We start from the raw sequence: 14,381 nt of genomic DNA, 5'->3' as shown, positions 1-14,381 counted from the left end.
GAGGCAGAATCTATTTTTTCCCCGAGAACGCGAACACATCGACCGGCTCGTCGAGCCCCCGCAAGACATAGGAACCCAGATTTTCCATCTGGCCTCTACAGCCTGCCTTTTCGACGAAGGCTCTTGAGAGCAGCACCGGACGCTTCAACTCCTTCGTAAGGGTTTCGAGACGCGAGGCGATGTTGACCGCCGGTCCGATCACCGTGAAATCGAGACGCCTGCGCGAGCCGATATTGCCATACATCACATCGCCGACATGGACGCCGATGCCGTAGCCGAGCGGATCGTGGCCCTTGCGCAGGTTCTCCTCGTTGAGAACGGCAAGAGCGGCCTGTGCCTCGCCGATGGCTCCGAGAAGCTGACTGCAGGCACATGGATTGCTGAGCGGAAAGATCGCCAGAAGCCCGTCGCCCATGAATTTCAGGATCTCCCCGCCGTGCCGCTCGATCGGTTCCGACATGGCATCGAAATAGCCGTTGAGGAGTTCGATGACGTCGTCGCGGGGCCACAGGTCCGACAGCTTCGTGAAGTCGCGCAGATCGCAGATGAGGATCGCGGCACCCACCGTCACGCCGCTGCCGCGCGTGGTCGCTCCAGCAAGGATCTGCTCGCTCGCATGCGGCCCGACATAGGTCTCGAGAAGCGTGCGGGCGAAGCGGTTTTTCAGCCGGATCTCGCTGACAAGCGCCAGGGCCGGCAGAATGTCCTTCAGGAAGGCGAGATCATCGGGGCTAAATCCGCCCGGCCTGTCGCTCGCAAAGGTCACCGCGTGCCGCTTGCCGAGCGTATGGAGCAAGGGCCAGATGATGTACTCGGTCAGTCCCTCCGCGCGCAGTTCGTCATAGAGCGGGTAATCCGGACCCGCGGACGTCGGGTCGTCAAGGCGTCTGCGCACCTCTTCCGCCCCCTCGTTGAAATCGCGCAAGGGGCTGCTCAGATATTGGGTGGTGTCCTCGACGCCATAGGCATAGGTATCGAGCTCCGCCTCCGCCAGGCCCTTTCGCCACAGAATCCGTGCACCGATCCACTGCGGGTGGTGAATTCTGAAATGAAGGGTGGCGCGGGCGACGGGCACGCCCGCCTCCACCAGCCTGTCGCACATCTCCACGAAGATGTTGTCGATGAAGCGTTCATCGCGCGTCTCGATGACGAGCCAGTCGATGATCCGGCGCCGCCGCGCCGGCCATGTTCCCTCGCTTTCGCCGGGCAAAGGCGGGTGTGGCTCCGTCGGAGGCTGAACCGCGACGTTCGCCTCGCTCGGATTCGTGATGGCCATTTCAAAACCCCAGGGATTGCTGCGCGGGCTCCGGCGGAGCGACCTTGACGCCTTCCATTTCGAGCATTCCGAGCTTCGTGGATGAACCGCCCGGCGCCGAGAAGCCGCCGATCTTGCCGCCGGCTGCGAGAACCCGATGGCAGGGGATGATCAATGCCACGGGATTTTTCGCCATCGCCTGGCCGACATCCCGGGCCGCCTCCGGACCTGCTCCGAGCTCCTTTGCAAGCGCGCCGTAGGTCGTCGTGCTTCCCCACGGGATCTTTCGCGCGGCCTGATAGACTTTCTCGAAGAACGTGTCCTGTCCCTGCAGATCGAGATCGAAGCGGGAAAAATCGGTCTCCTTTCCCTCGAAATAGGCCTTCACCGCCGCAACCGCTTCGGCAACCCTCGGCGGCGGCTCTTGCGGCGCTCCGTCCGGCAAACGCCGAAGAAGCAGTCGCTCGGTGGATTCGGCGCTTCGCGTCGGCAGTTGGAAGCGCGTGATGCCTGCATCGCTCCAGGCGATGCCGCAGAAACCACGCACGGTTTCGAAAATATGGTAGTGGTTCATGAGTTCGCTCTCCTCCAGCACCGCATGGCCGTTCGAGGCACGCCGGGTCGCTGTAGCGCTTCGAATTCCTTCATGGAGAATCGTGCGCCCGAGCCTTCAATTCAACCCGTTTTCCCTAGGGGCCGGCTAAAAAAGACGATCCGATTTTCGTCATTCATGCCTTGGCGCTCGCCGGATCTCTTGCGAGGATGCGGATAACTCGAACCAACCGGTGCATCGCTTGACCTCAGATGTCGACTTCTTCGCGCGCAGCGCAGTCCAGGTGGCGGCTGATTTGATCGGCGCCGATTTCACCGTTTCCGGTGTCGGCGGCATTATCGTCGAAACGGAGGCCTATCTTCCAGACGACGCGGCGTCGCACAGTTTTGCGGGCACCACGGCGCGCAATCGCGCCATGTTCGGTCCGCCGGCGCATGCCTACATCTATCTCTCCTACGGCCTGCACTGGTGCCTGAATTTCGTCTGCCTGCCCGGCAGCGCCGTCCTGATCCGCGCGATCGAACCGAAATGGGGCATAGAGACGATGCGGGCGAGACGTGGTGTCCGCGAAGAGAGGCTGCTGTGTTCCGGGCCGGGACGTGTCGGACAGGCGCTGGCGATCAGCCGGGAGCTGGACGGATTGCCGCTCGGAGAGGATCCGTTCCGCCTCACCCCGCCCTCCACGAAGCCGCCGGTCGCCACCGGCATCCGCGTCGGCATAACCAAGGCGGCAGAACAGCCCTGGCGGTTCGGGCTGGCCGGCTCATCCTTCGTGAGCCGCAAATTCTGAAACAGCTTCGCCGGTCCGGTGAAGCCGTTCCCCGGTTCCCGTTCAAGTTGACACGGAGACCCGCTTCTGTCCTTAAGCTACACTCCGGCGCGTCTTATCGTACGCGAAATATCGCTGTAGCACTTTGATCTTCTGCATGTCGTTGTCCTCCGGTCGGATAGATTAAAGGACAAATGTATCGACAGTTCGATCAGAGCTGATCGTAAGTGGACGAGTTTGATGACATCACGATGGACATGGTTGTTTTCGCAGATCACGCGGCGGATCTGGTTTCGAGCCACGCTTTTCTCCATTCTTGCGATTATAACCGCACTCATCGCAATTTTCCTTGGCCCGTTCATTCCGCGAGATCTTCCGAACCGAATAGGAGCGCACGCAGTCGACAACGTGCTGGGGATCATCGCTTCCAGCATGCTGACGGTCTCGACATTTTCGCTAAGCACGATGGTATCGGCCTACTCGGCGGCAACCAATAGCGTTACGCCACGGGCAACGAAGCTTCTCATGGAAGACAGCACGACACAGAACGTGCTCGCGACCTTCATCGGGTCGTTTCTGTTCAGCCTCGTCGGCATCATCGCTCTCAGCACCGGCGCCTACGGCGACCAGGGCCGCCTTATTCTGTTCGTGGTGACGATCGGCGTCATCGTCCTGATCATCGTGACGCTGCTGCGCTGGATCGATCATCTCTCGCGCCTCGGACGCGTCACCGAGACGACGGAACAGGTCGAGGCGGTCACGATCGAGGCAATGCGATCGCGGCGGCTACGACCTTACCTCGGCGGAAACCGGTTGGACGATGCCGCACGCATCCCGGCATCCGCCACGCCGGTCTTTATCGACAGGATCGGTTACATCCAGCATCTCGACGTAAGCGGGCTTTCCGCCATCGCCAACGATAGGAAGACCTGCATATTCGTCCGGTTGATACCGGGCCAGCTTGTCGATCCAAACCGACCCGTCGCTTCCGTCGACGGCACACGGGACGAGCATGTCCTTGCCGAGATCGCCAGGTGCTTCTCGGTGGGAGATACGCGTTCGTTCGATCAGGATCCGAGGTTCGGAGCGGCGGTGCTGGCTGAAATAGCGTCGCGCGCCCTGTCGCCGGCCGTCAACGACCCCGGGACCGCAATCGACGTCATCAGCCGTGCGTTGCGCGTGTTGGCCGTCTGGACCGAGCCCGTGGAGAAGGCATTGCAGGACGAGGTGCTCTATCCAAAGGTCTACGTGCCGGCGATCGAGCTCGACGAAGTGTTCGACGATCTGTTCACGCCGATCGCGCGGGACGGCGCTGCTATCGTCGAAATAGGAGTCCGCCTCCAGAAGGCGTTCGGCACACTCGCCAAGTTCAACCAGGACCGGTTTCGCGATGCAGCCATGCGGCATTCGAAAGAAGCGCTCGAGCGAGCGGAAGCGGCACTTGGCATTGCCAGCGATCTGCAGAGGCTGAGGCGGGAGGCTGACAAGGTCGGGAATGGCTGAAATCTTCCGGTGTCCCAGAAAACAACACGCCATGGCCGCTTGGAAAAGTCGCGCGAGACGAATTCCGGGAAAAAGGCGCCCGCAGTTTTCCGCCCGCATCCCGCTCGAATTCTCTAAGATCGTGGATACAGTCGTTCAACGTCCGGAACATGAAGGTAGAGGAGGCGATTAGATGACGAAATCGAACATAGGCTTCATCGGGCTCGGATTGATGGGCCAAGGGATGGCGGCAAATATTCTGAAAAAGGGTTGGCCGCTCCAGGTGATGGCGCATCGCAACCGGGCGCCGGTGGAGACGCTCATTGCGGAGGGCGCACGCGAAGTCAGGACGCCGCGCGAGATGGCGGAGCAATGCGACGTCATCGTCCTCTGCGTTACCGGCTCGCCTGAGGTCCTTTCGGTCATCGGTGGCCCGGAGGGCATTGCGAGCGCGGGCAGGCCGGTCACCATCGTCGATTGTTCCACATCCGATCCCTCCGTCACGACGAAGCTTGCAGCCGATCTCGCGGCAAGCGGCCTTACGCTTGTCGATGCGCCGCTCAGCCGTACGCCGGCCGATGCCGCCGCGGGCACGCTCGATGTGATGGTCGGCGGCGCGGAGTCAGACGTACAGCGCGTGTGGCCGGTACTCGAATGTTTCGCCGGTCGGATCATTCACACGGGGCCGACCGGCTCCGGTCACACGATGAAGCTGCTCAACAACTTCCTGTCGATGGGCTACGCGGCGCTCTATTCCGAAGCGCTGATGCTCGGACGCAAGGCCGGGCTGACGCCCGAGGTCTTCGACAGCGTCATTCGCGGCGGCCGGATGGATTGCCCCTTCTATCAGACCTTCTTCCGCTGGGTCCTGGAACGCGACCCGAACGCCCATAAATTCGCGATCCGCAACGGCTTCAAGGACATGAGCTATCTTGCCGGCTACGCCATTGCCGCCGGCGCCGCCAATCCGGTCGGGGCGGCCGTCCGGAACTCATTTGCACAGGCGGTCGGCGCGGGCCGCGGCGAGGACTATGTGCCGATGCTGTCGGATTTCATCGCCGAGGCGAACGGTCTCGAGTGAAAGCGGGGGCGAGCGCCCCTCGCCGGGCGCCATGACAGAATTCCATCAGCGGTGAAATGCAATCTTGCAGGGATGCAACATTGCCGCTGCTCTGCGCCTTTGACTGAGTCTCGCGGAATGGTGAATGTGGCTGCGCCTGCAAATGGAACAAACGTTCCGGAATTACCGCATCACTATTCCCCCAGGAGACTTCCGGCATGACCGCCCTCCCCTTCGCCCTCAACCATATGGCCGCTCCCGGCCTCCCGGTCGACGCGTTCTTCTCGCTTGCGAGATCGCTCGGCATTTCCCTGGTCGAAATCCGCAACGACCTGACCGCCAACGCCATTGCCGACGGGACGCCTCCGGAGGAGGTGAAAGCCCTTGCGGAGAAGCACGGTCTGACGATCGTCTCGATCAACGCCTTGCAGCGCTTCAACGAATGGAACGAGCAACGGGCAGCCGAAGCGCGCGAACTCATCTCCTATGCACGCGACTGCGGTGCGAAGGCTCTGGTGCTGGTGCCCGTCAATGACGGCAGCGGCAAGGAGGACGGCGTGCGGCAAACCAACCTTCGGCAGGCGCTTGGGGCGCTGAAGCCGATGCTCGACGCGGCCGGCGTGATCGGTCTCGTGGAGCCGCTCGGCTTCGAGATCTGTTCGCTGCGCTCCAAGGCGGAGGCCGCCGAAGCGATCCGGGCAGTCTCGGGTCAATCGAGCTTCCGCCTGGTGCACGACACGTTCCACCATCACCTTGCCGGCGAAGACCAGTTTTTTGCGGATCTCACCGGCCTCGTACACATCTCCGGCGTCATCGACGAAAACCTGGCCGTCTCGGATATGCGCGATCCGCATCGCGTTCTCGTCGACGCCGCCGACAGGCTGGACAATCAAGGCCAGATTCGCCGGCTGCGGGACGAGGGCTATGCTGGCCCCTTCTCCTTCGAGCCCTTTGCCCCTTCGGTGCACGGACTTGCGGACCCGGCGGATGCCCTGCGAGAGAGCATGGACTACCTTCGGTCGCGGAGCTAATCGCCACCGGCAGTGGAAAGAGCTGGATTCCAAACCGGCGCGCCCGGGCGCTCTTGACGGCATCCCGATAAAATGGAATACATATTCCGTAATGTCAAAACACTGGTTTTTTTATTCCGTTTTGATCGGAAGCGTAGCGGGAGTGCCGCTTACGGTCGAAGTCTGAACGCGATCTCGGGAAGAAGGTCGCGTTCCCGGCCGAAGAAGGTGTGGCCGGCACCAAGTGGAGGAGAAGAACAATGAAGAAATTTTTCATAGGCACTGCGATGGCCGTCGTGATGTCGACGGCCGCGCATGCGGAGACCATCGGCGTGTCGATGGCGCTCTTCGACGACAACTTCCTGACGGTGCTGCGCACCGGCATGCAGGATTACGCCAAGACGCTCGACGGCGTCGAGCTGCAGGTCGAAGACGCGCAGAACGACGTCGCCAAACAGCAGAGCCAGATCCAGAATTTCATCGCCGCCGGGGTCGATGCCATCATCGTCAACCCGGTCGACACCGATGCGACCGCCGCCATGTCGAAGATCGCCGCGGATGCCGGCATTCCGCTGGTCTATGTCAACCGCGAGCCGGTGAACGTCGATACGCTTCCGGACAAGCAGGCCTTCGTCGCGTCGAACGAACAGGAATCCGGCACGCTGCAGACAAAGGAAATCTGCAAGATGCTGGGCGGCAAGGGCAAGGCCGTGGTCATGATGGGCGAACTCTCCAACCAGGCTGCCCGCATGCGCACCAAGGACATCCACGACGTGATCGCGACCGACGAATGCAAGGGCATCGAGATCGTCGAGGAGCAGACTGCGAACTGGTCGCGCACCCAGGGCTCGGACCTCATGACGAACTGGCTCTCCGCCGGCCTCGAATTCGACGCCGTCATCTCCAACAACGACGAAATGGCCATCGGCGCGATCCAGGCGCTGAAGGCGGCCGGCCGCTCGATGGATTCCGTCGTCATCGGCGGGATCGACGCAACCCAGGACGCGCTCGCGGCCATGGCCGCCGGCGACCTCGACGTGACCGTTTTCCAGAACGCCGCCGGCCAGGGCAAGGGCTCGGTAGACGCCGCGCTGAAGCTCGCCAAGGGCGAGCCGGTGGAGAAAAAGGTCTACATCCCCTTCGAACTCGTCACGAAGGAGAACCTGGAGCAATATCAGGCGAAGAACTGACCGGCGCTGCCTGGGGGCGCGGCAATGCCGCGCTCCCGAACGCCACGCCTGCTTCGGGTTCGCACCGGGGAAGGCATGCTCCGCCACCGCGTGGACATTCCGGTTGAACCGGAACATGGGAGGCAACGAGAATGACACTCAGTCCCACGACAATGGCAGCCGTGCGCGCCAGCGGCGCCGTTCCCAAATCCGAATACCTTCTGACTGCAGAAGGCGTTCGCAAGGAATTTCCGGGTGTGGTCGCACTCGACGACGTGGAGTTCAAGCTGAAGCGCGGCACCGTGCATGCGCTCATGGGCGAGAACGGAGCCGGCAAGTCGACCTTGATGAAGATCCTCGCCGGGATCTATCATCCCGATCAGGGCGAGGTGAAACTCAGGGGCGCCGGCATCCGGCTGAAGTCGCCGCTCGACGCGCTCGAAAACGGCATCGCCATGATCCATCAGGAACTGAACCTGATGCCTTTCATGACCGTCGCCGAGAATATCTGGATCCGCCGGGAACCCAAGAACCGCTTCGGCTTCGTCGACCATGGCGAGATGCACCGCATGACGGCAAAGCTTTTCGAGCGGCTCAAGATCGATCTTGATCCGGAGATCGAGGTCCGTCACCTCTCGGTCGCCAACCGCCAGATGGTCGAGATCGCCAAGGCGGTCTCCTACGAGTCCGACGTGCTGATCATGGACGAGCCCACCTCGGCGCTCACCGAACGCGAGGTGGCCCATCTGTTCGAGATCATCCGTGACCTGCGCTCGCAGGGTATCGGCATCGTCTACATCACCCACAAGATGAACGAGCTGTTCGAGATCGCCGACGAGTTCTCGGTTTTCCGCGACGGCAAATATATCGGCACCCACCTCTCGAACGAGGTCACCCGCGACGACATCATCCGCATGATGGTTGGACGTGAAATCACCCAGATGTTCCCGAAGGAGGAGGTGCCGATCGGCGACGTGGTGCTGTCGGTGAAGAATCTGACCCTCGACGGCGTCTTCCGCGACGTCTCCTTCGATGTGCGCGCCGGCGAGATCCTCGGCGTCGCAGGCCTCGTCGGATCCGGTCGCTCCAACGTCGCCGAGACGCTCTTCGGGGTCACGCCGGCCAGCTCGGGCACGATCGCGATCGACGGGAAAGAGGTCGTGATCGACAGCGCCAATAAGGCGATCCGCCATCGGATGGCGTTTCTGACCGAGGATCGCAAGGACACCGGCTGTCTGCTCATCCTCGACATTCTCGAAAACATGCAGATCGCCGTGCTGCAGGACAAATTCGTCAAGGGCGGCTTCGTCAGCGAGAGGGAGGTCACCGCCGCCTGCGAGGAGATGAGCCGCAAGCTTCGGGTCAAGACGCCGAACCTGCAGGAGCGCGTCGAGAATCTCTCGGGCGGCAACCAGCAGAAAGTGCTGATCGGCCGCTGGCTGCTCACCAATCCGCGCATCCTGATCCTCGACGAGCCGACGCGTGGCATCGATGTCGGCGCCAAGGCGGAGATCCACCGCCTGGTGACCGAACTCGCCCGCAACGGCGTCGCGGTCATCATGATCTCGTCGGAAATGCCGGAAGTGCTCGGCATGAGCGACCGGATCATGGTGATGCACGAGGGCCGGGTCACCGGATTTCTCGACAGGGCGGAAGCTACCCAAATCAAGGTCATGGAGCTTGCGGCGCGATAGAGCGGGAAGAGTGCGTGCGGCCCTCCGCCCGCATTCCGCTCGGACCTTTGGAACCGATCAAGGCGAACTGCCGACCGCAGGGAGGAAAGAAGATGAATACCAATGTCGCAGCGCAGGGCACGAGCTCATCCCTCGCCCGCTCGAGACGGCGCGTGCCGCCCGAGCTCAACATCTTTCTGGTGCTGATCGGTATCGCGCTCGTCTACGAGGTTCTCGGCTGGCTCTTCGTCGGCCAGAGCTTCCTGATGAATTCCCAACGCCTGACGATCATGATCCTGCAGGTATCGGTGATCGGCATCATCGCCGTCGGCGTCACGCAGGTTATCATCACGGGCGGCATCGACCTCTCGTCAGGTTCGGTCGTCGGCATGACCGCGATGATCTCGGCGAGCGTTGCGCAGGCCTCCACCTGGCCGCGGGCGCTTTATCCGTCCCTGACCGACCTGCCGGCCATCGTGCCGATCTGCCTTGGCGTCGGGATCGGTCTTCTCGCCGGCTTCATCAACGGCCAGCTCATCGCCAGGACCAAGATCCCGCCCTTCATCGCCACGCTCGGCATGATGGTTTCGGCCCGCGGCGTCTCCAAGTGGTACACGAAGGGCCAGCCGGTCTCGGGCCTCACCGAGCAGTTCAACTTCATCGGCACGGGCATCTGGCCGGTGATCGTGTTCCTCGTCGTGGCGCTCATATTCCACATCGCGCTGCGCTACACCCGCTACGGCAAGTTCACTTACGCGATCGGCGCCAATGTCCAGGCCGCGCGCGTCTCCGGCATCAATGTCGAAGCGCATCTGGTGAAAGTCTATGCGATCGCCGGCATGCTTGCGGGCCTCGCAGGCGTGGTCACCGCCGCCCGCGCCCAGACGGCACAGGCCGGCATGGGCGTCATGTACGAACTCGACGCGATCGCCGCGACCGTCATCGGCGGCACGTCGCTCACCGGCGGCGTCGGCCGCATCACCGGCACGGTGATCGGCACGGTGATCCTCGGCGTGATGACGTCAGGCTTCACCTTCCTCCGGGTCGACGCCTACTACCAGGAGATCGTCAAGGGCATCATCATCGTCGCTGCGGTGGTCGTCGACGTCTATCGCCAGAAAGGCCGCAAAAAAGCATAAAAATACTGCTCCTCCTCGAAAGAACTGGCCGGGACGAACACATTCATCCCGGCCTTTTTCTTGTTTCGTCATGGTACTGGGCCGCTATATTGTCGCGAACGACATATGCTCGTCTTGCAAGGCAGACCCTTTGGCTGCCCTATGGCTTCCGCTGCGCCGATAGACTATATCGCCGAAACGAAAAACTATCGGAGAATTACCATGTCCTCGCAGCGCCAGCTTGCGAAACAAGCCCGCACCAGCTTCCTCCTCCAACTCTGGAGCGCGATGATGCGGGTCCAGACCCGCGAAACGGCGGCCCTCTTCAGCTCCCGCCAACGTTAGGACAGATCCCGAAGCCACCGAGCGGATAGGGACTGCGCTGCCGACCATGTCTCAGCGGTCGAGGGCGATTGATGGTGTGCCGCTCACTGCCTCGCAGTCATCGGCAAAATCAAGCCCCACTGCGTCTCTTGAGGTGGTCCCAACGGTTCGAAACCCAGTTTCCTGTAGACGGCAATCGCCCGTTCATTGGCCGGGTGCGGATCGGTGCCGATAACCGGTACCCCCGCATCGAAGAGAGCCCTCATTCTCGCCCCGATAAACGCTGTCCCGTGTCCAACCCCGATCATTTCGGGGTCTCCTATGTATTGATCGATCCCCCGCGATCCCTCGGGAAGCTCGGCGAAATGGTGATTTTCCCAGCCGTGGACGGTATAGTCCTGCATGAACGCAAAGGGGCGTTCGGCGGTTGAAACAATCCAACGCGCCACGCGAGGATCAGCCAGGTCTGCTGCATCGTGCGACCCATCCGAGCCCCACCATGCGCGGACATGCGGGTTCGATCGCCATGCTGCGAGCAAAGGGAGATCATTCACCGTCGCTTTGCGAAAACTGTATCGGTCGGCCGCCGTCATTCAACGAACTTAGCACGCCGCTGGCCGGTAGAAACAGGCCCTACCTCGCTTCCGTTACGCTCGCAGCCATGCGACTCTCGCTGAGCGTTTAATGAGCCACCACCTAGCTCGCCAGGACGAGCCCTCCGTAACGACTGATTTCCTTCTCGATTTCGGCGACGAGCGTTTCGAGCGCGGAATTTCTCGCCTTCCTGGCGCGGCGCACGACATAGGCCACGGCAGGCGGCGCCGGCAGGTGCTCGGAGACGATCTGCATCTCGGGGCGCAGGTGGCGGCCGCTCAGAAGCGCTACGCCCATGGCCGAATTTACCGCGGCCACGATGCCGGCCGCGCTTGCACATTCGAACACGGTTTCAAGAACCACCCCTCCGTCCTGTCCGATATCGAGCGCCCATCTTCGGTAGAAGCATTCGTCATCGAAGGACAGGAAGGGTATCGGGCCTTGCTGCGGCAGCGATAATTCCGGATGCTTGACCCAGTGAAGCTCCTCGCGGAACAGGACGACGTCGGTCGGTCGGACCTCATGAGCGAAGACCTGCAGGATCGCAGCCTCCAATTCGCCCCGATCCAGCATTGCCCGCAGGACCAGACTCATGCGGACCTTGGTGCGGACGGCGACGTGAGGATGCAGGCGGCGAAATCTCGCTAATATGCGCGCAAGATCGCTGCAGGCGGTGTCTTCGGTCAGGCCGAGAGCGATGCGCCCCTTGAGCGACGTTTTCGACAAACTCAGAAGCGCCTCGTCATGCAGCCCGAGGATTCGCCCGGCATAGTCCAGCAAATCCTCCCCGGCCGCGGTGAACATCGCTCCCCCCGGCTTGCGGCCGAGCAGGTCGCAATCGAGGCTCGTCTCGAGCCGTTTGACCTTGTGGCTGACGGCTGACTGCGACAAACCCAGGGCCTCGGCCGCGCGCGTGATCCCCCCGTGATGGCGGATCGCCCACAAGGCGCGCAGCGCATCGATTTCCAAACGTCGGCCGTTGAGCTCTTTCATCGCGATCCCCGTCATGAATATTGCGTGAATTATGCGGACCAAGTGCTCATTTGGCAATTTCACATTGCCGATCCGGCTGCGATGTCATGTTCCTATCGAAATTTGTCATGTGCAAAAGGGATCGCCGCCACCTAAGGCTGGGGAACGAACGACACGCCCGAGAGCGCCATGACCCACCAGCCCATCTCGCTGCCCGCACCGAAACAGCATCGTCTCCTCTGGCCACTCATGGCGACGCTACTGGTCGTCGGCTGGAGTTCCGGCTTCGTCGGCATTCGCTATGCAAGCGAAGAGGCGAGCGTAATGCTGGTTCTGTTCTGGCGCACGCTTTTGTCGGGAGTGATCCTGCTGCCCTTCGCGCTGATCATCGGTCCGCGGCTGCGGATGCGCGGCGTCGTGGAACAGATGCTGTTCGGCGTCATGTCGGTCTTCCTTTATCTCGGTGGCTTCGCACTGGCCATCGAACAGCGGGTTCCGACAGGACTGGTCGCACTCATCTCGGACCTCTTGCCGTTGGCGATTGCCGCCCTGTCGCAACCCGTTTTGGGCGAACGCCTGAGCGCGCGGCAATGGTTCGGAACGGCAATCGCCGTTCTCGGTGTGCTGATCGTCTCGTTCGACAGCCTCAGCTTCGGCACGGCCCCGTTGTGGGCTTATGGATTGACGGTAGGCTCCATGCTTGTTTTTGCGCTCGCCTCGGTTCTGCACAAGCGACGGCGCACCCGGCACATGCCCGTGCACCAGAGCCTTTGCATCCATACCCTCACCGGTTCGGTGCTGTTCGGGCTGTGCGCTATGATGCAAGGGAACCTCGCCCCGCCGTTGACGCCCGCTTTCGGCGTGGGGATGGTCTGGCTGGTTCTGTTCGCAACCTTTGCCGCCTATTCGGTCTACTACACGAGCTTGCGTCTCTTCCCGGTGGCCCAGGTCAGCGCTGCGATCTATCTCAGTCCGCCTGTCACCATGCTGTGGGCTTGGGCGCTGTTTTCCGAGCCGCTGACCCCGGCTGTCTTGATGGGGCTGGCGGTGACGCTGGTCGGCGTTTGGATGACCTCGCGCGGCTGAGCGCGGCTGAGCCCTCGAGAATCTTTGATGCGGAACTGCGTGTTTCAACAGGCTGAAGCGGGGCAGCAGTGAAGCCTTCTCAAGCCCATCGTGCGGACGGTGAGGATACGGAGTTTCGCACCACGAGATCGGGCCTGAGGAAGATCTCGGTCTCGGCCGGGCTGCGGTCGGAGAGAAGCTCCAAGAGAAGCGCCATGGCGTGTTTGCCGATCAGCGTGCGCGGCTGGCGGATCGTGGTCAAAGCCGGCGTCATGAATGTCGCCTGCGGCACGTCGTCGAAGCCTGTGACCGAGAAATCGCGCGGTATGTCATAGCCGCGTGCCTTCAGCCCGATCATCACGCCGAGTGCCGTCTGATCGTTGACGCACATGAATGCCGTCGGCAGCGTGTCGCGCACGAAGAGCCGCTCGACGGCAGCCCTGCCGCTCTCGAGCGTGCCATCGCCCTCCTGGACCAGCCGAAGTTCCGCCGGCACCCCCGCCGCATCGAGGCCCGCATCATAGCCGGCGCGGCGCCGCTTATAGGCAAGGCGGGTCCGCGAATCGCCGATGAAAGCGATCTTCCGATGACCTTCGGCGATGAGGAGGTCGACCACCTTGCGGGCGCCCTCGACATCGTCGACACCCACATAGGGTATGCCGCCGTTGAAGACGGGCTCGAATATGCCGACGCTCGGCGGCAGCCGCGCTGCTATCGTCTCGTGACCGAAGGGCAGGATGCCGGTAAAGAGGATCAGACCCGCCGCCTGGTTGGAGTTGAGAAACTTCAGATATTCGACCGCGCGCTGGGCGTCGTTCTGGGTATGGCCGATCAGCACGCCGTATCCGTGCGACCGTGCCTCGTTTTCGAGGCCGACCAGAATGCTCGAAAAGTTTGGATCGCCGATATCCGGGGCGACGACCAGGATCATGTTCGAGCGGCCGAGGCGCAGGCTGCGAGCCATGGCATTGGTCGTATAGCCGGTGATCGCGATCGCCTGGTTGACCTTCAGCCGCGTGGATTTAGCGACCTTCTCCGGGTTGTGGATTGCCCGCGATACCGTCGCGATCGAAACTTCAGCGATCCTGGCGACGTCTTCGATGGTTGCGGGCGTGGAATCCGACACTGCGCTCTGCCTTGCGTCTCCCTACTGCGTGTTTCCCTAAATCCCGATTTAGAGATAAAAACAAGCAGCTAATCAATCTGCGACGGCGGCCTTTGCGTATCTGACAAGAACGCGCGGCTGTTCACGGCGGGACACTACACACACCGCGGGCAACGTCAAAGGCGGTCCGGCAAATTCCTGTGCATGCCGTTATGTAAACCTTTACATAGGG

Annotated in this window: 13 protein-coding genes; 8 read left to right on the top strand and 5 right to left on the bottom strand. The window is 62.0% G+C overall.

Annotation, left to right across the window (positions count from 1 at the left end; translation table 11 throughout):
• Nucleotides 1-10: 10 nt before the first annotated feature.
• Nucleotides 11-1,276 carry an adenylate/guanylate cyclase domain-containing protein gene (locus CN933_RS12000; RefSeq protein WP_018096213.1) on the bottom strand — a complete coding sequence of 422 codons (1,266 nt, stop codon included), beginning with the start codon at nt 1,274-1,276 and terminating at the stop codon, nt 11-13.
• Between the two features lies 1 nt (nt 1,277).
• Nucleotides 1,278-1,829, bottom strand: coding sequence for a methylated-DNA--[protein]-cysteine S-methyltransferase (locus CN933_RS11995; RefSeq protein ID WP_102761616.1), 552 nt, complete (start codon nt 1,827-1,829; stop codon nt 1,278-1,280).
• Between the two features lie 211 nt (nt 1,830-2,040).
• Between CN933_RS11995 and CN933_RS11990 the strand changes: the two genes are divergently transcribed.
• From CN933_RS11990 to CN933_RS11960, 7 genes are all read left to right on the top strand, one after another.
• Nucleotides 2,041-2,598 carry a DNA-3-methyladenine glycosylase gene (locus CN933_RS11990; protein WP_102761615.1) on the top strand — a complete coding sequence of 186 codons (558 nt, stop codon included), beginning with the start codon at nt 2,041-2,043 and terminating at the stop codon, nt 2,596-2,598.
• 219 nt (nt 2,599-2,817) lie between these two features.
• Nucleotides 2,818-4,080 carry a DUF2254 domain-containing protein gene (locus CN933_RS11985; RefSeq protein ID WP_102761614.1) on the top strand — a complete coding sequence of 421 codons (1,263 nt, stop codon included), beginning with the start codon at nt 2,818-2,820 and terminating at the stop codon, nt 4,078-4,080.
• A gap of 172 nt (nt 4,081-4,252) precedes the next feature.
• Entirely contained in the window at nt 4,253-5,140 is an 888-nt protein-coding gene (locus CN933_RS11980) for an NAD(P)-dependent oxidoreductase (RefSeq protein ID WP_102761613.1), read from the top strand.
• Between the two features lie 197 nt (nt 5,141-5,337).
• The gene (locus CN933_RS11975; protein ID WP_102761612.1) at nt 5,338-6,150 is read left to right on the top strand and encodes a TIM barrel protein; all 813 of its coding nucleotides are present in this window, start codon (nt 5,338-5,340) and stop codon (nt 6,148-6,150) included.
• Nucleotides 6,151-6,389: 239 nt separating this feature from the next.
• On the top strand, nt 6,390-7,319 hold the full coding sequence (locus CN933_RS11970; protein ID WP_100671316.1) for a sugar ABC transporter substrate-binding protein: 930 nt from the start codon (nt 6,390-6,392) through the stop codon (nt 7,317-7,319).
• A gap of 131 nt (nt 7,320-7,450) precedes the next feature.
• A complete protein-coding gene (locus CN933_RS11965) occupies nt 7,451-8,992 on the top strand; it encodes a sugar ABC transporter ATP-binding protein (protein ID WP_026168727.1) in 1,542 nt (513 codons plus the stop codon).
• A 92-nt stretch (nt 8,993-9,084) separates the two neighbouring features.
• Complete coding sequence (locus tag CN933_RS11960; RefSeq protein WP_018096205.1) at nt 9,085-10,110, top strand: ABC transporter permease; 1,026 nt, start codon at nt 9,085-9,087, stop codon at nt 10,108-10,110.
• Nucleotides 10,111-10,517: 407 nt separating this feature from the next.
• Here CN933_RS11960 and CN933_RS11955 read toward each other — a convergent pair whose 3' ends face one another.
• Together CN933_RS11955 and CN933_RS11950 are read right to left on the bottom strand one after the other, a co-directional pair.
• Complete coding sequence (locus CN933_RS11955) at nt 10,518-11,006, bottom strand: GNAT family N-acetyltransferase (protein WP_102761611.1); 489 nt, start codon at nt 11,004-11,006, stop codon at nt 10,518-10,520.
• A 103-nt stretch (nt 11,007-11,109) separates the two neighbouring features.
• On the bottom strand, nt 11,110-12,000 hold the full coding sequence (locus CN933_RS11950; protein ID WP_026168725.1) for a LysR family transcriptional regulator: 891 nt from the start codon (nt 11,998-12,000) through the stop codon (nt 11,110-11,112).
• Between the two features lie 168 nt (nt 12,001-12,168).
• On the opposite strand from CN933_RS11950, the gene CN933_RS11945 reads away from it, so the two are divergent.
• Nucleotides 12,169-13,065, top strand: a complete 897-nt coding sequence (locus CN933_RS11945) for a DMT family transporter (protein WP_018096201.1) — start codon at nt 12,169-12,171, stop codon at nt 13,063-13,065.
• Between the two features lie 79 nt (nt 13,066-13,144).
• Here the strand turns inward: CN933_RS11945 and CN933_RS11940 are convergent, their stop codons facing one another.
• Nucleotides 13,145-14,170 carry a LacI family DNA-binding transcriptional regulator gene (locus tag CN933_RS11940; protein ID WP_018096200.1) on the bottom strand — a complete coding sequence of 342 codons (1,026 nt, stop codon included), beginning with the start codon at nt 14,168-14,170 and terminating at the stop codon, nt 13,145-13,147.
• Between the last annotated feature and the right edge of the window lie 211 nt (nt 14,171-14,381).

This window comes from Sinorhizobium sp. M4_45 (genome assembly GCF_002885915.1).
In the GTDB taxonomy this organism is placed as follows: Bacteria; Pseudomonadota; Alphaproteobacteria; order Rhizobiales; family Rhizobiaceae; genus Sinorhizobium; species Sinorhizobium meliloti_A.
This window is presented reverse-complemented; position numbering and strand designations above follow the sequence as displayed.